Genomic DNA, 17,794 nt, shown 5'->3' with positions numbered 1-17,794 from the left:
GCACGAATCTAAAAACAAAAGTAAAATATGTCAACTTATGTAGTTGTAGGTCTTCAGTACGGAGATGAAGGCAAAGGAAAAATCACGGATGTTTTATCAGCAAAATCGGACTATGTAGTACGTTTCCAGGGTGGAGACAACGCTGGTCACACGGTTTATGTGGGTGAAGAAAAATTCGTTTTGCACCTTCTTCCTTCAGGAGTTCTTCAATGCAAAGGGAAATGTATCATTGCGAACGGAGTAGTGGTAAACCCTAAATCTTTTATTAGAGAAGTTGGTCAGATCGAGAGCAAAGGCTTGAGAACGGATCATATCTTTATCAGCAGAAGAGCGCATGTCATCATGCCTTACCACATCCTTTTGGATACTTACCGTGAAGAGGAACACGGAGGAACTCAGATCGGAACTACCAAAAAAGGAATCGGACCTTGTTATGAAGATAAAATTGCAAGAGTCGGGATCAGAATGGTAGACCTTTTAAATCCTGAAATTTTAAGAGATAAAATCGAGAAAAACTTAAAAGTTAAAAATTCTCTTTTTGAAAAATATTACGGAAAACCAACTTTAGACGTTGAAGAAATCTACAATGAATATTTAGAAATCGGAAAACAACTTCAGGATAGAATCGTTGATACTGAATTAGAGCTGAACGAAGCAATCAGAGACGGTAAAAACGTTTTATTCGAGGGAGCACAGGCATTAATGCTTGATATCGACTTCGGAACGTATCCATATGTAACTTCATCTTCTCCATCTACAGGAGGTGTTTGTTCAGGAGCTGGTGTTCCGCCAACTGCACTTCAGAACTTAATTGGTGTGGCAAAAGCATACTGTACAAGAGTAGGAAACGGACCTTTCCCTTCCGAATTGGATAACGAACTGGGTGAAAAAATCAGACAGATCGGTGGTGAATTCGGAGCGACTACAGGTAGACCAAGAAGAACAGGTTGGTTAGACCTTGTTTCTTTAAAGCATGCTTGTATGATCAATGGTATCAACAACCTTGTAATCACTAAGCTTGACGTTCTTACAGGAATTGAAAACCTAAAAGTGGTAACACACTACAAAACTGAAGACGGAAAAATCATCGATTATTTCACTTCTTCAACAGAAAAATTATACAACTACGAGCCAATCTATCAGGATTTACCAGGTTGGAGCGAAGATATTACTAAAGCAAGAAGCTATGATGAACTTCCTGACACTGCTCAGAAATACATCGAGTTTATTGAGAAATATTTAGGAATCAATGTATACTTAGTTTCTGTAGGTCCTGAAAGAAGTCAGAACATCATCAGAAAAGAATTATTCTAATATTTTTAGACTTAAAATAACAAAGAGATCATCATAGGATGGTCTCTTTTTTTGTTTAAAGTTTACTTTACCGGTTTGTTAATCAATCCTTGTCAAGGTTTTAAACCTTGACAAGGATGTTAGACTTCCTGTTATTTAATAGACAATTCCAATCTTAAATTTTTATATACTTTTGTCTTAAAACAAAGTGCAAATAAGAAATTATGGAAGAAAATAAAATACCACAACGCTTTCTGGACAATATTGTGATCAGCTTATATTTTACCATTGCCTATGCTGTTTTAATTATTGTTTATTTAGGCTTGCCACTAAATGTAAGTGCAGATTTTTTACTGATTCTGTTTATTGCCTGCAGTTTGCTTTTTAGCATAGGAGCAATCTATTTTGCCGCTAAAAGCTATTCGAAAACTAAGATCAGTTCTGTTATTCTCATTATTATTAATGGTTTGGGGCTATTAATACCGCTTACGCTTCTTCTGCTGCTTATTTAATCTTCTTTACAATAGTTTAATAATCTGTTATTTGTGTTCTTTTTTTCTTATTTGTTTTTATGAAAAAGTAAGAGTGTTTTTCTGGAGAAATTTTCTATTTATAAATGTTAAAATTTAAACATTGTCATAAAATTTTCTAATATTATGTTGTTTTGGTAAAATTTTGGCAAATGTTTTGATATTACAACAGTGCTTATCGATAAGAGCTAACAAAACTAATAATCACAATTTTTAACAGTTTAAATAGTAGTAGTGATGAAACAACATAACCAAAATCAGGAATTTCGTTTTAACGAAGTTCTGTTCGAGCACCGCAATAAAGACTATGGTGCCTATGCATTAAGAAACGAATCAGATAGAATATTAACCAAAGCACTTTTTATAGGAGCAAGTTTAATGGCTGCAGTATCAATTACACCATTTGTAATTTCTGCATTTAAAACTCCGGAAGTGATTACTGATGGTGGATTTGTACTTCCTCCTCCGATGATTATTCCAGAGGATGATAAACCCAAAGATCCTCCTGCGCAGATTGTAAAACCCACTCCGCCAGCTCCTGCTGTAAAGACATATGATAACACATTGCCGGAACCTAAAGCAATAGTTACCAATGAAAAACAAGTAGAGGATAAAATAAACGCGGTAGCAAGCACGCAAACATCAGAAGGTAAGGAAACTCCAAATACCACCTATATTCCGATTGTTCCAAGAGTTATCGGAGGTGATGGGCCGCCTGCAGTAAAGGCTGATCCTGTAGTTGAAAAAACTGACCCTTCAGTAATTGATAGAGATCCTAGCGTAGAAGCCAGCTTTGCAGGAGGAATAGACTCCTTCAGAAATAAAGTAATGAACAGCTTTGACGGTTCAGGATTTGAATCAGAAGATGTTGTAAAGACGACAGTTACCTTTATTGTAGAAATGGACGGAACCATCTCAGGGGTAAAAGCTAACGGAACCAACGCCGATTTTAATAATGAGGCAATGAGAACAATTAAAATGATTTCCAATAAAGGAAAATGGGTTCCCGCCAAAAACAAAAAAGGAGAATACGTAAGAAGTTATTTCAAATTTCCTATCTCCATGAAATTTGAGAATTAATACGAAAAAGTAAATTTCAAATAGTTATCCACAAAGAATTTTTTTTGTGGATAATTTTTTTTATCGTTAAATTGCTTATTAACAATATTTTAACTCAATTTTGATTTTCCCCACTCACCGAGAGCAAAGAAAAAAGTGTATTTTTGAAACTTAAAGTTCTAATAATGGCAAAAATCATAGGTATTGCTAATCAAAAAGGAGGTGTTGGTAAAACTACCACCGCTGTAAATTTGGCAGCAGCATTAGGAGTATTGGAAAAAAGAATATTAATCATTGATGCTGACCCTCAGGCGAATGCAACATCCGGTCTGGGTGTTGAGGATGTTCAGTATTCTACCTATAATCTACTGGAGCACAGTGCGGATACAAGAGTTTGTATCAAAAGAACGGCAACTCCAAACCTTGATATTATTCCGTCACATATCGATTTGGTAGCTGCGGAAATCGAATTGGTAGACAAGGAAGACCGTGAGTATATGCTGAAAAAAGCATTGGCAAGTGTGAGAGATGATTATGATTATATTATCATCGACTGTGCACCGAGTTTAGGTCTTATTACCGTCAATGCGCTTACAGCAGCAGACTCTGTCATCATTCCTATCCAGTGTGAGTACTTTGCATTAGAAGGGCTTGGGAAACTTTTGAATACCGTTAAAAATGTTCAGAAGATCCACAATAAAGATCTTGGAATTGAAGGTCTTCTTTTAACCATGTATGACAGCCGATTGAGATTATCCAATCAGGTTGTTGAAGAAGTAAATCTTCATTTCCCTGAAATGGTTTTTGAAACTATTATCAGCAGAAACGTAAGATTGAGTGAAGCACCAAGTTTTGGAGAAAGTATCCTGAACTATGATGCAGAAAGTAAAGGAGCGGTTCAGTATATTCAGTTAGCTGAAGAAGTTCTTTTGAAGAATGAAAACTTAATAAAGAATTAAATTAATAATAAATGGCCAACAAGTGAATGCCCGGCATCACTTTTCAAACATCATTTATCAATTATATCTATGAAGGACAAAAAAAGAGCTATGGGACGCGGCTTGGGCGCCATTTTAAGTGCAGAATCCAAAGCAACTATCAATTCCGCTACTGATGAAGGAGCAGATAAGTTTGTGGGAAATATTGTGGAAGTTGCGCTTGAAGATATCTATCCGAACCCAACGCAGCCGAGAACTTATTTTGATGAAAAAGCATTAAACGAACTTGCACAGTCCATTAAAAACTTAGGCGTAATCCAGCCGATTACCCTAAGAAAAGACGGTGAAAAGTTTGAAATCATTTCCGGGGAAAGACGTTACAGGGCAACTAAAATTGCAGGGTTAACGACTATTCCTGCCTATATCCGTTTAGTAAATGACCAGGAGCTTCTTGAGATGGCTCTTGTTGAAAATATCCAGAGAGAAGATCTTGATGCTATCGAAATAGCATTAACCTATCACAGGCTTTTAGAGGAAATCGGTCTTACTCAGGAAAACCTGAGCCAGAGAATAGGAAAGGACAGAAGTACCATTACCAATTCTATCAGGCTGCTAAGATTAAACCCGGATATTCAGAATGCCATCAGAAGCGGGGAAATTTCTGCAGGACACGGAAGAGCGATTATCAGTCTTGAAAGTGAAGAAGATCAGCAGGTTTTATTTGATCTTATTATCAAAGAAAAATTAAATGTTCGTCAGGCTGAACAGGCTGCTGCTGCATTGAAGAACCCGAAGTCTCCTGCTGCCAAAAAGGCAAAAGTGGAGCTTTCCAATAACTATAAAAAAGCCCAGAAGACCATTGCAGATATCTTAGATGTAAAAGTGGAGATCAAATCTTCTGGAAATGGTAAAAAAGGTAAGATTGTTCTGGACTTCAAAAATGAAGAAGAGCTGGAATATATTTTATCCCATATTAAATAAATGAAGAAAATATTTTTCACATTTTTCTTGTGTATTGCTGCACTGGCTTACTCACAAGTAAAACCTATCGATACCGTTCGGATGCAGACTCTTCCGAAAGAAGAATCTCGTGTGGTAAAACCAAGCAAAACAGAAGCAAAGATTATTGAAGACCTTGAAAAAGCCAATGGTCCCACAGCAAAAACCATAAAGCTAAACCCTACCAGAGCCGGATTATACTCTGCAGTTTTACCTGGATTAGGACAGTTTTATAACAAAAAATACTGGAAGATTCCCATTGTTTGGGGAGCGGTAGGTGCAGGAGTTGGTATTGCCGTATGGAATGATAACCAATACAAAAAATACCGTGAGTATTACGTGGCAAAACTGAATGGTACTCCTAATGAATTTGTAGACAGTCACCCGTGGCTGGACAAAAAAGCTTTGGGTAATGCACAGGACAGAGCCAAAAGGCAAAGGGATTATGCCATTGCCATTACAGGTTTGATCTATATTCTGAATATTGTAGATGCTGTAGTAGATGCCCATCTTTATGAAAGCCGTCATGATCCGGATTTGGTTTTTAAACCATCGGTTATTCAGGATCAGTATGGGTACAGCGCACCAAAAACAGGATTCAGTTTAAGTTACAGATTTTAAAAGACAATAGACCTGCAGGAGTTCTGAGGATTGAATGCAGAGTAAAAAAAATAAAAAGATTATATGAAAATAGCATTAGTCGGTTACGGTAAAATGGGTAAGATCATTGATGAGATCGCACAGAAGAGAGGTCATGAAGTAGTTGCCCGTCTGAAGGAAACCCCAACTGCTGAGAATCTTAACAATCCGGACGTTGTGATTGAATTTTCACTACCGGAAGTTGCATTTGAAAACATCAAAGCTTGTCTTGAAAATAAAATTCCGGTGATCTGCGGAACAACAGGATGGCTTGATCAAAAAGCTGAAATTGAAAAACTGGCGGTAGATAACAATACTGCTTTCCTATATGGTTCTAACTTTAGTTTAGGCGTGAATTTATTCTTTGCTCTCAACGAAAAGTTGGCGGATCTGATGAAAAACGTTGATGAATATTCTTGCCAGCTGGAAGAAATTCACCACATCCATAAAAAAGATGCTCCAAGTGGAACAGCAATTTCCATTGCAGAAGGAATCATTCAAAACAATCCGAAATTCGATGCCTGGAAGCTGGAAGAAACAGAAGGCAAGCAGCTTGGAATTTTTGCGGTACGTGAAGACGAAGTTCCGGGAACACACAGCGTGTATTACAGAAGTGAAGTAGACGAAATCGAGATCAAACATACCGCTTTCAACAGAAACGGTTTTGCACTGGGAGCTGTAGTCGCTGCCGAGTGGATTAAAGATAAAAAAGGAAACTTCGCAATGAAAGACGTTTTGGGGCTTTAATTTGTAACAAATTCTGTAAATTGCAGACCAATAAGCAGAAAATGATGAATAGTGAATTGTAAACAGCGGATGCTTTTATCATTTATTACTCATCATTTTTATTATTTATATCATAAGAATAGGCACAAAAATTTATGAATTATTTTTTAACTTATACAGTATATGTCCTCATACTATCCATATTGATGGGGATTTCATCTTGGAAACTGTTCAAAAAAATGGGGTATAGCCCTTTATTTGCTTTTATCCCTTTCTACAACTATTTCATTATTCTTAAAGAAACAAAACATCCGAAATGGTGGGCAATCCTTTCTTATCTTCCGATAGTAGGGCCAATCATGATGTCTGTTTTCCACCTTTACTTAGTGAAGAAGTTCGGGAAAACTCTCTTCAAAGATCAGATTCTTACCGTGATTCTGCCGTTTATTTATATGGCGGTTATCAACTATTCTAAAGATGTAGAGTTAGAAGATGAAAATGCAAACGATCTGTTTCTTACAGACGAAGAGAAAAATGATAAGAAGAAAGATACATTCATTGGTTCTATTACCTTTGCTGTAGTCTTCGCTACTATTATTCACGTTTTTGTAACACAGCCTTTCGGGATCCCTACAGGATCTATGGAAAGAACATTATTGGTAGGTGACTTCCTTTTTGTAAACAAATGGAGCTACGGGTACAGACTTCCAATGCGTCCGGTAGCAATACCTTTCCTTCAGGGAACTATTATGGATACAGGACAGAAAGGTAATCCTAAAGATGATCCTAAATCTTATGTAGATGGGGTAAAGCTTCCTTACACAAGAATTTTACAATTCAATAAACCACAGAAAAATGATGTAGTTGTGTTCAACTATCCTCAGGATTCAGTACATACTGCTATTGACAGAAAAGATCCTTATGTAAAAAGATGTGTGGCTACAGCGGGAGATACTTTTGAAATGAGAGCCGGAAGACTTTTCGTGAACGGAAAGCCGGAGACTGTTTTAGGAGATCAGGAAGTACAGCACAGATACCTTGTAACAACAGATGCGCAATTAGATATCCCTACTTTATATAAAGCTTATGGATTTTTACCAGTTCAGGAAGTGCAGCAGAATAACGGAGGTTTCCTTTATGGATTCCAGGGTTTAACGGATAAAACGGCTAAAGAAATTAAAGAACTTCCTCACGTTATTGATATGAAGGAAGAAGTTTCACCAAAAGGAGAAGCTGCAGTATATTACAGAGACGAAGCTAAAACTAAAATCGATACAACGCAATCCATTTTCCCAATAAACAAACCTTGGAATCAGGATTGGTACGGACCTGTCAGAATTCCTAAAAAAGGAGATGTAGTAGCGATCAATCAGGAGACACTTCCAATGTATCAATGGATTATTTCTGAATATGAACACAACAGTTTAGAGAAAAAGAACGGAGAGATCTTTATTAATGGTAAAGAAGCGAGTCAGTATACTATTCAGCAGGATTATTATATGATGATTGGTGACAACAGAGACGCTTCATTAGATGCAAGATTCTTTGGTTTCGTTCCGGAAGAAAATATTGTCGGAAAACCAATGTTTACCTGGATGAGTCTTCAGGGTGCATTCTCTGACAGCAGCTCTACTTATCAGGCACCATTTAAAATCCGTTGGGAAAGAATGTTTAAAGCTACCAACACAGGAGAAGCCAATAAAACTTCTTACTGGTGGGTTGCAGCGATGATCCTGATTTTATTCTTCGGATGGGAGTATTTCATGAAATTATTCGGAAAGAAAAAAACTGAAGACGAATAATAGAAAAATTAAACTTAAAATAGAATGAAGTATTTGAAAAAATACTTCATTTTTGCATTATGAATATGACGAATGTATTATTGCCGGCATTTTATATGCCCCCAATCTCATGGTTCTCAGTGTTTTTGAACCCTGAGAATGAAATTGTATTTGAACAGTTTGAAAACTTCCCGAAGCAGACATACAGAAACAGAGCCAATATTTACGGAGCTAACGGAAAATTGTCATTAATAATTCCTATCAACCATAACGGAAAAAGAGAATTTAAAGATGTTGAAATCTCTTACCGCGAAGACTGGAGAACACTTCACTGGAAATCTATTAAGACCGCATACCAGAGCTCTCCTTATTTCGAATATTATGAAGATAAGTTCAGAAAAATATTTGACCTTAAAGAAAAGTTTCTTCTGGATTTTAACCTTAAAGGAATAGAAGTAATCCAACAGATACTGAAAACAGAAAAGGCACACTCTTTGAATGAAGAATATATCAAAAATCCGGAGAGTATTAATTTCAGAGAAAAGTTTTCGGCAAAACTTCCTTCAGAATTTCAGATGGAAGAATATTACCAGACATTTTCTGATAAATTAGGATTTTTGGAAGATCTTTCGGTTCTTGACCTTATTTGTAATAAAGGCCCGGAATCATTGGTATATATAAAAAATATAAAACAATCATATTAGCATACAATCGCTTTTGATAAAATTTTCAGGATAAAAAACATGAAGGTGGCGATTGGAATATGTCTTTAAAAAATTAAATATCAACATATGAAAAAGGTATTATTAGCTGCAGTTTTTTTAGCAGGTTTTAGTTTCTCTTTTGCACAGGAATCTAAAGCTAAAAGTATTGATCCCAACGAAGATAAAGATTTGATGACATGGTATCATAAAGATTTTGCATCTTCAAAAGTATATGGAGTAAATACAGCAAATGCTTATAAATACTTGGAATCTAAAGGCCTGAAGCCTAAAACCGTAGTGGTGGGTGTATTAGACAGTGGAGTACAGGTAGATCACCCCGGATTGGTAAAGAACCTATGGTCAAACCCTAATGAAGTTCCTGGAAATGGTAAAGATGACGATGGAAACGGATATATTGATGACGTACACGGATGGAATTTTATAGGAGGTAAAAACGGTGATATTGATATCGATAACATGGAGGTAACGAGAGTAGTTGCCAAATATAAGCCTGTTTTCGAAGGAGATGATTCCACAAAGAATAAAGCCAACCAAGCTAAAATGAAGGAGGAGTTTGAGATGTACATGAAGGCCAAAGATATGTTCAATAAAAAAAGTATCGAGGCGAAACAAAATTTTCAGACCTATTCTATGTTGAATGAGCTGATTCCTAATATGGTAAAACTATTAGGAGGTAAGCCTGTAACCGCTGAAACTATTGCAGCTATCAAAGCTCCAACAGATCAGAGAGATGCTATTGCCCTGGATTTCTTAGGCCAGATTTCACAAAGCCCGGAATTCAAAGGAAAATCAGCAGAGGAATTTGAAAAAAAGATGAAGGAGGAAATGAAAGAAGCCATCGATCATTTTGCTCCTGCAGCAAAACAATATGACCTTTCATACGATCCGAGAAAAGAGATTGTAGGGGATAACTACGATGATTATTCTGAAAAAATCTACGGAAATAATCACTATGAAGGACCGGATGCAGAACATGGAACTCACGTAGCAGGTATTATTGCCGGACTTCCGCAAGGAAAAGAAGTTCAGTACGGAGTCGCTTCCAAAGTGGCTAAGATCATGTCTGTTAGAACAGTGCCTAATGGTGATGAAAGAGATAAAGATGTTGCTAATGCGATCAGATATGCAGTAGATAACGGAGCGAAAGTATTAAATATGAGCTTTGGAAAACCTGTTTCTCCTGGTAAAAATGTGGTTTGGGATGCTTTCAAATATGCTGAAGATAAAGGAGTTCTTTTAATAAAGGCTGCAGGTAACGAAAATGAAGATGTAGCAGAGCATCTGGCATATCCTACCAACTTTAAAAACGTTACGGACGAAAAACCGTTTGTAAGTAATGTTCTTGTGGTAGGTGCAAGTACCAATAAAAACAATGCGCTGAGAGCAGATTTTTCTAATTACAATAAAAAGATGGTGAACGTTTTTGCTCCTGGAGAAGAAATCTATTCTACCGTTCCTAAAAACGAATATAAATATCTTCAGGGTACTTCTATGGCTTCACCTGTTGTAGCCGGAGGAGCAGCTGTTTTACTGGCTTATATGCCAGACCTGAAACCTTATCAGATCATTGAAGCTCTTGTGAAAAGCAGCAATCCAAGTACAGCAGATGGGTTTGGAGACCAATCTCAGGCTGGTGGAGTTATAGACCTTAAAAAAGCTGCAGAATATGCGTATACGAATTTCTACAAAGGGAAACCTTCAGGCACTGTCAAGCCTTCGAAATCCGTAAAAAAGGCTGTTAAAAAATAATTTATCTCCCTCTGTTTAAGGAGAAACCATAAAGAGTCCGAATTTTTTCGGACTTTTTATTTTTTATTTTAAATTTTGGCACGGTTTTTTGTAACTTTATAGTAACAAAATAATAAACAACAAAATGAAAAAGTTACTACTTGCAGGGATGTTGGGAACATCACTTTTTGCAGTTTCGTGTTCCTCTGTTAACAAAGCAGCTACATCTCAAAATCAAAGAGCCGACTTCCTTAAAATGAAAGGAGACTGGCAGATTGTGAGCATAGATTATGATAAAGGCTATAAAATTAAACCTTTTGACGAAGGTGCAGACGCACAGTGCTTCGTAGGAAGTCACTGGAGATTGATTCCTAATAACTGGACAGGAGCGTATACTTTAAACGGTGGTGGAGATTGCCCGGCAATTACACAACCTATCAAATTTGAAGTAAAAGGCGGTAATACGTTTATGTTTAAAAAGATTGCTACAGGTACAAAAGCAAAACAAAATACAGCTGGTTACAGCCTTACAATGATCAATCAGACTACAGATCAGTTTTCACTTGAGCAAGATGTTCCTTTTGAAGGAGGTAATGTAAAAGTAGTTTACAACTTCCAAAGAACAGGAATGAAATAATTTATCAACATAAAAGATCAAAAAAATGAAATTTACAAAAACATACGTAGGAGCCCTTTTCTTGTCATCAGCATTATTATTGACAAGCTGTGAAGCGGTTCAGAATTCAAATCACCAACAAAGAGGTACAGCAGTAGGTGTTGCTTCAGGAGCAGTACTTGGAGGTATCCTTGGAAATAATGTAGGTAAAGGAGGAAACGGTGCTATCGGAGCTGTATTAGGAGGTATTATCGGTGGTGTTGCAGGTAACGTTATCGGTAACAAAATGGATAAGCAGGCTAAAGATATTAAAGAAACTTTACCAGGAGCTCAGGTAGAAAGAGTAGGAGATGGTATTAAAGTAACCATGAATGAAAGTATTGTTAACTTCGCTTTCGACTCTTCAAACCTTACTTCTGTAGCACAGACAAACCTTGATAAATTAGCTGAAGTACTGGTTAACAATCCAGATACCAATATCAACATCTATGGTCACACAGACAGCAAAGGTTCGGATGAGTACAATCTTAAACTTTCTCAAAGAAGAGCAGACGCTGTGAAAGCATATTTATCAGGAAAAGGAATTGCATCAAGCAGAATGTTTACAAAAGGTGAAGGTGAAGCAATGCCTGTAGCAAGCAATGATACCGATGAAGGAAGAGCTAAAAACAGAAGAGTAGAGTTTGCTATTACTGCCAATGAAAAAATGATTAACGACGCCAAACAAGGCCAATAGTTAATTTAATATATAAATATTTTCGTAAAAGACCGCCCCGGCGGTTTTTTTTGTATTTTTATGCTAGAAATTTTGAATTTATTATTTTTGTATTTGAAATAACATAAATGAAGAAATATTTAAAGCTGCTCCGTGTGGAGCAATGGGTGAAAAACCTTTTTGTATTTGTCCCTCTGTTCTTTTCAGGTAATATTACCAATATAGATCTGCTTCTCAAAAGCATTTTTGCATTTGTTATATTTTCCCTTGCAGCAAGTGTGGTCTATATCCTGAATGATTATAATGATATTGAAGCAGACAGAAAGCACCCGGAAAAAAGAAGAAGACCATTAGCAAGCGGAGCTATTTCAAAATCAAAAGCGATAGGAATTCTTATAAGCCTCATCGTGGTTGATATAGTTCTTGTATTTTTTACTCAACTTTATTTCCATGAATTTCTTTGGAAATTTGCAATCATCATAGGGTTTTATGTGGTGATGAATCTTGCCTATACTTTCAGGCTGAAGCATGTTCCTATCATTGATATCTTTATCATTGCCATAGGATTCGTATTGCGTGTACTGGCTGGAGGTTATATTACCGGAATCAGTATCTCACAATGGGCGATCCTGTTGACGTTTGTATTGGCTTTGGTACTGGCTATAGGAAAAAGAAGGGGAGAACTTATCAATGCCCAGGTTTCAGGAAAAACAAGAAAGGCACTGGATGGATATAATGTTCAGTTTGCAGATATTGCTTTATCCATTTCTATTACACTGGCTATTGTTTGCTACCTGATGTTTACCCTTTCTCCCGAAGTTCAGGAGAGATTTCACGAAAGAGTTTTTTATACTGTAATTTTCGTTGTTTTCGCGTTGTTAAGATATCTTCAGCAGACACTGGTTTATAACAGAACGGAATCTCCTACAAAAATTGTATACAGAGACCGTTACATACAGGTTACTTTATTACTTTGGGTAGTGGCATTTTTAATTCAAATTTATTTTAAGAAATGAAACCGAATTTCATACAGAAAGTTACAAACTGGGGAAATTTCCCAATAGTAGAGAAGGAAATGAGATCTGAGGACAGTTTCAGAAGAATAAAAGAATTTGTACTCAGTCACAACGAGGTTATTGCGAGAGGAAACGGGAGATGCTATGGAGATGCTTCGTTGGGAGAATCTATATTTTCAACTAAAAAATTAAATAAATTCATCAATTTTGACCGATTGAACGGAATCATAGAATGTGAATCCGGAGTACTGCTTTCAGATGTACTGGAGATAGCGGTTCCACAGGGATATTTTCTATACGTTACTCCAGGGACAAAATTTGTATCAGTAGGAGGAGCTATAGCTTCCGATGTTCATGGAAAAAACCATCACGCAGAAGGATGTTTTTCAGAATATGTGATCGAGTTTAAGTTAATGACTGAGAAAGGTGAAATTATTACCTGTTCCAGAGAAGAGAATGCAGAAAAGTTCTGGGCTACCATTGGAGGAATGGGACTTACAGGAATTATTCTTACCGCAAAATTTAAACTCAAAAATATAGAGTCTGCATACATTCGTCAGGAAAGTATAAAAGCAGACAATCTTGATGAGATATTTAAGCTCTTTGATGAAAGTGAAAACTGGACCTACACTGTTGCATGGATTGATTGTCTTCAGAAAGGAAAAAATATCGGAAGAAGTATTCTCATGAGAGGAGAACATGCGTTTCAGCATGAACTTCCCCAGAGTTTTTCAAAAACACCTTTAAGACTAAAGAAAAAATTACAACCTACCGTTCCTTTTTATTTTCCGGGATTTGTACTGAATGCCTTTACCGTAAAAATATTCAACTGGCTGTACTATAAAAAACAGTCTAAAAAAGAAGTGAAAAACTTTATCGACTATGAGACGTTTTTCTATCCTTTGGATGCCATCACAGATTGGAATAAAATCTACGGTAAATCCGGTTTTATACAGTATCAGATGGTAATTCCTAAAGAAGCAGGAAAAGAAGGAATGAAAAGAATTCTTGAAACGATTGCCAAAAGCGGGAACGGTTCATTCTTAGCGGTTTTAAAACTTTTTGGAAAAAACAATCCCCAGGCCTACAACTCATTCCCTGTGGAAGGGTATACGTTGGCTCTTGATTTTAAAGTTAATTCAAAACTGAAAGAACTGGTAGATCAGCTGGATGCTATTGTTCAGGAGTTTGGAGGAAGAATTTATCTTACCAAAGACAGCATGAGCAGATCATCCCTTACCAATTACCTGAAAAATATTCAAAATCCTAAATTTGTGTCTTTACAGCACAAAAGAATCATAAATAATAACTCATAATGATAGTTCTGGGAAGTACATCTGAAGTGGCACAGGCTTTTGTGGAAAAGGCACTTCAGGAAGGAGAGAAGTTTGAAAAAATCTATCTTTTTACCTCAAATAAAGAAACTACAGAGCGTTTTGCAAGACACCTCGATGTGAAGTTTCTACAACAGGCGGAAGTCATTGAACTGGATCTGACTAAAGAAATTGATTACAATAGATTTGATAATATCAATTCAAATGTATTATTTTGTGCCGTAGGATATTTAGGAGAAGGAACCGAAGAAGGATTGTATGATAACAGAAATACAGAACGTATCATTGATATCAATTATTCAAAACTGGTTCCTGTGATAAATTATTTTGCTCATAAGTTTGAAAGCAGAAGATCCGGAACGATTATCGGGCTTTCATCTGTGGCAGGAGACCGGGGAAGGCAGAGCAATTTTATCTATGGAAGTGCAAAAGCAGCTTTTACTGCTTATCTGAGTGGGTTGAGAAACTACCTTTTTGAAAAAAAAGTACACGTTCTTACCATAAAACCGGGGTTTATGGAAACTAAAATGACAGAAGGTCTGCCTTTAAATCCGAAACTGACAGCAAGTCCCAAACAGGCTGCTTCCTGTATTTACAATGCCTTCAAAAAGAGGAGAAATGTGGCATATGTTTTGCCGGTTTGGAGTATTATTATGATGATTATCAGGAATATCCCTGAGTTTATATTCAAGAAATTAAAGCTTTAAAAAATGAAAAAATTGTATTGTTTTGATTTTGACGGAACCCTTACCTATAAAGATACAATGTTTATGTATCTTAAATTTTACGATTCTACAAAATATCGTATACAATTTTTAAGACATGTACCTCTCTTTATTCTGCTGAAGCTGAAACTTGCTGAAACAGAAAAAGTGAAAAAAAGCTTTATAGGCTCTATTTTAAGAGGCCAGACTCAGGAAAAAATTGAACAGAAATCTAAACAGTTTTTTGAACACCATTATCCTAAAATAGTGAGGGAGAATGCATTAGACTTTATAAAAAATATCGATAGGAATAATACACAAAGTTTATTGGTAACCGCTTCATTAGATATCTGGGTGAAACCTTTCGCTGATGAGCTGAAAATGGAACTTGTTTCTACGCGGGCAGAGTTTAAGAACGGAGTTTTCACAGGAAATTTTGTAGGAAAAAACTGTAATGGGAAAGAAAAACTGGTAAGAATTAAAGAAGAAATTAACGATTCTAAATACGATAAGATTATTGCATTTGGTGATACTTCAGGAGATCGGCCAATGTTGAAATGGGCAAATGAGGGACATTACCAATTTTTTCACTAATTTTGGGAGATAAAATTGTAAAAAATGAAAAGCCTGTTAATCGCATGTGCAGCAATTTTCATGAGCTGTGCAAGCACTTCATCTCAGAAGTCTTCTCCTGCGCAGGGAAATGCTGAACTTATTGTCTCTGAATCCCAGGGAGGAGCAGATACTCCCGGCTTTAGAATTATTAAGGAAGAAAAAGATTTCCGCAATATTATCAGCGGAAGTTTTGGTATTTCAGAAATAGGAAAAGAATCTTATATCAAATATCCGCAGTTTCCGAAAAATAAAAAAGTCGTTTTATACAATTTGGGAACCTTCAGATCAGGGAGCCACAAAATTGAAGAGATTAAAAGTATATCTGTGAAAAATCAGATTCTGTATGTAGAAGTTCCGGCTGGAGAACGTTCCGGTGGAATGGAAATTCAGGTGATCTCAAGCCCTTGGTTTATATTTACTGTTCCCACAGATTATAAATTTACCTCTGTAGAATTAAAATATTCAAAATAATAATGGATAAAGTATATTTAGATAATGCCGCAACCACTCCGCTTGCAGAAGAAGTTATAGATGCAATGGTTGGCACTATGAAAATGAATTTCGGAAACCCGTCTTCAACACACAGTTTTGGTCAGGAAGCAAAAATCCTTATTGAAAATGTAAGACGACAGGTTGCAGACTATCTTCATGTAACTCCTGCTGAAATCATTTTTACGTCCTGTGGTACCGAATCAAACAATATGATCATCAAATCCTCGGTAGAACACCTTGGAGTAGAAAGAATCATCAGTTCTCCTCTGGAACATAAATGCGTTTCTGAAAGTATTCTGGATATGAAAAGCAGAAAAGGAGTAGAAGTAAACTACATCCGCCCGAATGAAAAAGGAGATATTGATCTTGCTAAATTAGAAGAACTTTTAAAAGCTTCAGATAAAAAAACATTGGTTAGCTTAATGCATGCCAACAACGAAATTGGGAATATCATCAACCTTAAACAGGTTGCCCAGCTGTGCAAAGAACACCATGCACTTTTCCACTCAGATACGGTACAGACAATGGCTCATATGAACCTTGACTTCTCTGATATTCCTGTAGATTTTGCATCCTGCAGTGCCCATAAATTTCATGGTCCAAAAGGAGCTGGATTTGCGTTTATCAGAAAAGCAACAGGTTTAAAAGGAATTATTACCGGAGGACCTCAGGAAAGAAGCCTTAGAGCAGGAACTGAAAATGTTTGTGGTATCGTAGGATTAGGAAAAGCATTAGAACTTTCTCTGAATCATATCGAGGAATATACCAACCATATGCAGAGTATAAAGGATTATGCAATTGAAAGACTTTCTGCCGAAATAGAAGGAATTAAATTCAATGGAAGAAGTGCTGAAAAGGAAAACAGTCTTTATACAGTTTTAAGTGCTTTATTACCTTATAAAAATCCACTGATAGGACTTCAATTAGATATGAAAGGGATTGCTATCTCTCAGGGAAGTGCATGCTCATCAGGAGCCTCAAAACCTTCAATGGTAATGATGATGGTACTTTCTGAGGACGAAATGGATCATTGTACTCCATTACGTATCTCGTTCAGCCATATGACGACCAAAGCGGAGATTGATACATTGGTCAATGCATTAAAGGAAATTTCAAGCGATTACACTATAGAAAAAACTAATGTTGAGCATAGATAGGCTTGTGCTCTAAAAAGCGTAATTTTGAACATCCAATAAAGGATTAAAAGAAAAATAATATTAATTAAAATAAAAGAAACAAAAATGGCTTTAGAAATTACAGACAGCTCATTTCAGGATACGGTTTTAAAATCAGACAAACCGGTATTAGTAGACTTCTGGGCAGTATGGTGCGGACCTTGTAGAACTTTAGGACCAATCATCGAAGAAGTAGCATCAGATTTTGAAGGTAAAGCAGTAGTTGGAAAAGTAGATGTAGACAACAACCAGGAGATTTCTATGCAGTATGGTATCAGAAATATTCCTACAGTTCTTATTTTTAAGAATGGAGAAGTAGTAGATAAATTAGTAGGTGTAGCTCCAAAAGAGGTAATTGCTGAAAAATTAAGCGCTCACTTATAAAAAAAATAAGTTTGATAATGAACGCCTTCCAGTATTGGAAGGCATTTTTTTTGAAAAAATTTGCAGATAACAAAAAAAGTTGTAATTTTGCAACCACGAAAAAGAAACGACGTTCTTTCAAATAATGATCCGGTAGTTCAGCTGGTTAGAATGCCGCCCTGTCACGGCGGAGGTCGCGGGTTCGAGTCCCGTCCGGATCGCAGAAGTTTTCTCAATTTCTTTTAAAAAAAATTGATCCGGTAGTTCAGCTGGTTAGAATGCCGCCCTGTCACGGCGGAGGTCGCGGGTTCGAGTCCCGTCCGGATCGCAACTGCGATATCAAAGT

Annotated in this window: 19 protein-coding genes and 2 tRNA genes; all 21 read left to right on the top strand. The window is 36.5% G+C overall.

Translation table 11 applies throughout. The features are described from left to right. Positions 1-27: 27 nt before the first annotated feature. The 21 genes from REB14_RS17660 (at position 28) to REB14_RS17560 (ending at position 17,776) form a co-directional block, all read left to right on the top strand. Positions 28-1,314, top strand: coding sequence for an adenylosuccinate synthase (locus REB14_RS17660; protein WP_209785668.1), 1,287 nt, complete (start codon positions 28-30; stop codon positions 1,312-1,314). 203 nt (positions 1,315-1,517) lie between these two features. Continuing rightward, positions 1,518-1,805 carry a hypothetical protein gene (locus REB14_RS17655; protein WP_309522856.1) on the top strand — a complete coding sequence of 96 codons (288 nt, stop codon included), beginning with the start codon at positions 1,518-1,520 and terminating at the stop codon, positions 1,803-1,805. 255 nt (positions 1,806-2,060) lie between these two features. After that, positions 2,061-2,903: a hypothetical protein gene (locus REB14_RS17650; protein WP_079240768.1), complete on the top strand. Its 843-nt coding sequence runs from the start codon at positions 2,061-2,063 to the stop codon at positions 2,901-2,903. Positions 2,904-3,067: 164 nt separating this feature from the next. Beyond that, the gene (locus tag REB14_RS17645; protein ID WP_002981269.1) at positions 3,068-3,841 is read left to right on the top strand and encodes a ParA family protein; all 774 of its coding nucleotides are present in this window, start codon (positions 3,068-3,070) and stop codon (positions 3,839-3,841) included. Between the two features lie 69 nt (positions 3,842-3,910). Continuing rightward, the gene (locus tag REB14_RS17640) at positions 3,911-4,801 is read left to right on the top strand and encodes a ParB/RepB/Spo0J family partition protein (protein WP_034697457.1); all 891 of its coding nucleotides are present in this window, start codon (positions 3,911-3,913) and stop codon (positions 4,799-4,801) included. After that, positions 4,802-5,440, top strand: coding sequence for a DUF5683 domain-containing protein (locus REB14_RS17635; RefSeq protein ID WP_079240769.1), 639 nt, complete (start codon positions 4,802-4,804; stop codon positions 5,438-5,440). 63 nt (positions 5,441-5,503) lie between these two features. Then, positions 5,504-6,205: a 4-hydroxy-tetrahydrodipicolinate reductase gene (gene dapB, locus REB14_RS17630; RefSeq protein ID WP_079240770.1), complete on the top strand. Its 702-nt coding sequence runs from the start codon at positions 5,504-5,506 to the stop codon at positions 6,203-6,205. 134 nt (positions 6,206-6,339) lie between these two features. Next, complete coding sequence (gene lepB / locus REB14_RS17625; protein WP_309522855.1) at positions 6,340-7,986, top strand: signal peptidase I; 1,647 nt, start codon at positions 6,340-6,342, stop codon at positions 7,984-7,986. Positions 7,987-8,045: 59 nt separating this feature from the next. Beyond that, positions 8,046-8,669 (top strand): WbqC family protein, encoded by a 624-nt coding sequence (locus tag REB14_RS17620; RefSeq protein ID WP_185103729.1) that lies wholly within the window; start codon positions 8,046-8,048, stop codon positions 8,667-8,669. Between the two features lie 87 nt (positions 8,670-8,756). After that, positions 8,757-10,439 carry a S8 family serine peptidase gene (locus tag REB14_RS17615; protein ID WP_309522854.1) on the top strand — a complete coding sequence of 561 codons (1,683 nt, stop codon included), beginning with the start codon at positions 8,757-8,759 and terminating at the stop codon, positions 10,437-10,439. 124 nt (positions 10,440-10,563) lie between these two features. After that, positions 10,564-11,055, top strand: a complete 492-nt coding sequence (locus REB14_RS17610) for a lipocalin family protein (protein ID WP_034697462.1) — start codon at positions 10,564-10,566, stop codon at positions 11,053-11,055. A 25-nt stretch (positions 11,056-11,080) separates the two neighbouring features. After that, positions 11,081-11,770 (top strand): YiaD family glycine zipper/OmpA-like lipoprotein, encoded by a 690-nt coding sequence (locus tag REB14_RS17605; RefSeq protein ID WP_034697463.1) that lies wholly within the window; start codon positions 11,081-11,083, stop codon positions 11,768-11,770. A gap of 107 nt (positions 11,771-11,877) precedes the next feature. Continuing rightward, positions 11,878-12,765 (top strand): decaprenyl-phosphate phosphoribosyltransferase, encoded by an 888-nt coding sequence (locus REB14_RS17600; protein WP_079240773.1) that lies wholly within the window; start codon positions 11,878-11,880, stop codon positions 12,763-12,765. Further along, on the top strand, positions 12,762-14,081 hold the full coding sequence (locus REB14_RS17595) for an FAD-binding oxidoreductase (protein ID WP_309522853.1): 1,320 nt from the start codon (positions 12,762-12,764) through the stop codon (positions 14,079-14,081). Before REB14_RS17600 ends, REB14_RS17595 begins: the two co-directional genes overlap by 4 nt. Next, positions 14,081-14,806 (top strand): SDR family NAD(P)-dependent oxidoreductase, encoded by a 726-nt coding sequence (locus tag REB14_RS17590; protein WP_079240775.1) that lies wholly within the window; start codon positions 14,081-14,083, stop codon positions 14,804-14,806. The genes REB14_RS17595 and REB14_RS17590 overlap by 1 nt, the downstream gene beginning before the upstream one ends. Before the next feature lie 3 nt (positions 14,807-14,809). Then, positions 14,810-15,397: an HAD-IB family hydrolase gene (locus tag REB14_RS17585; RefSeq protein WP_079240776.1), complete on the top strand. Its 588-nt coding sequence runs from the start codon at positions 14,810-14,812 to the stop codon at positions 15,395-15,397. 24 nt (positions 15,398-15,421) lie between these two features. Next, positions 15,422-15,889, top strand: a complete 468-nt coding sequence (locus REB14_RS17580; RefSeq protein WP_309522852.1) for a hypothetical protein — start codon at positions 15,422-15,424, stop codon at positions 15,887-15,889. Between the two features lie 2 nt (positions 15,890-15,891). Beyond that, positions 15,892-17,067: a cysteine desulfurase family protein gene (locus tag REB14_RS17575; protein WP_079240778.1), complete on the top strand. Its 1,176-nt coding sequence runs from the start codon at positions 15,892-15,894 to the stop codon at positions 17,065-17,067. Between the two features lie 84 nt (positions 17,068-17,151). Continuing rightward, complete coding sequence (gene trxA / locus REB14_RS17570; protein ID WP_027374941.1) at positions 17,152-17,469, top strand: thioredoxin; 318 nt, start codon at positions 17,152-17,154, stop codon at positions 17,467-17,469. Positions 17,470-17,595: 126 nt separating this feature from the next. After that, positions 17,596-17,669: transfer RNA gene (locus tag REB14_RS17565), tRNA-Asp, on the top strand. A gap of 33 nt (positions 17,670-17,702) precedes the next feature. After that, a tRNA-Asp gene (locus tag REB14_RS17560) sits at positions 17,703-17,776 on the top strand. The last annotated feature ends 18 nt before the right edge of the window (positions 17,777-17,794 follow it).

The sequence above is a fragment of the Chryseobacterium metallicongregator genome (genome assembly GCF_031324065.1).
GTDB lineage: Bacteria > Bacteroidota > Bacteroidia > Flavobacteriales > Weeksellaceae > Chryseobacterium > Chryseobacterium metallicongregator.
The sequence above is the reverse complement of the archived record's forward strand: the minus strand, read 5'-3'. Positions and strand labels throughout refer to the sequence as shown.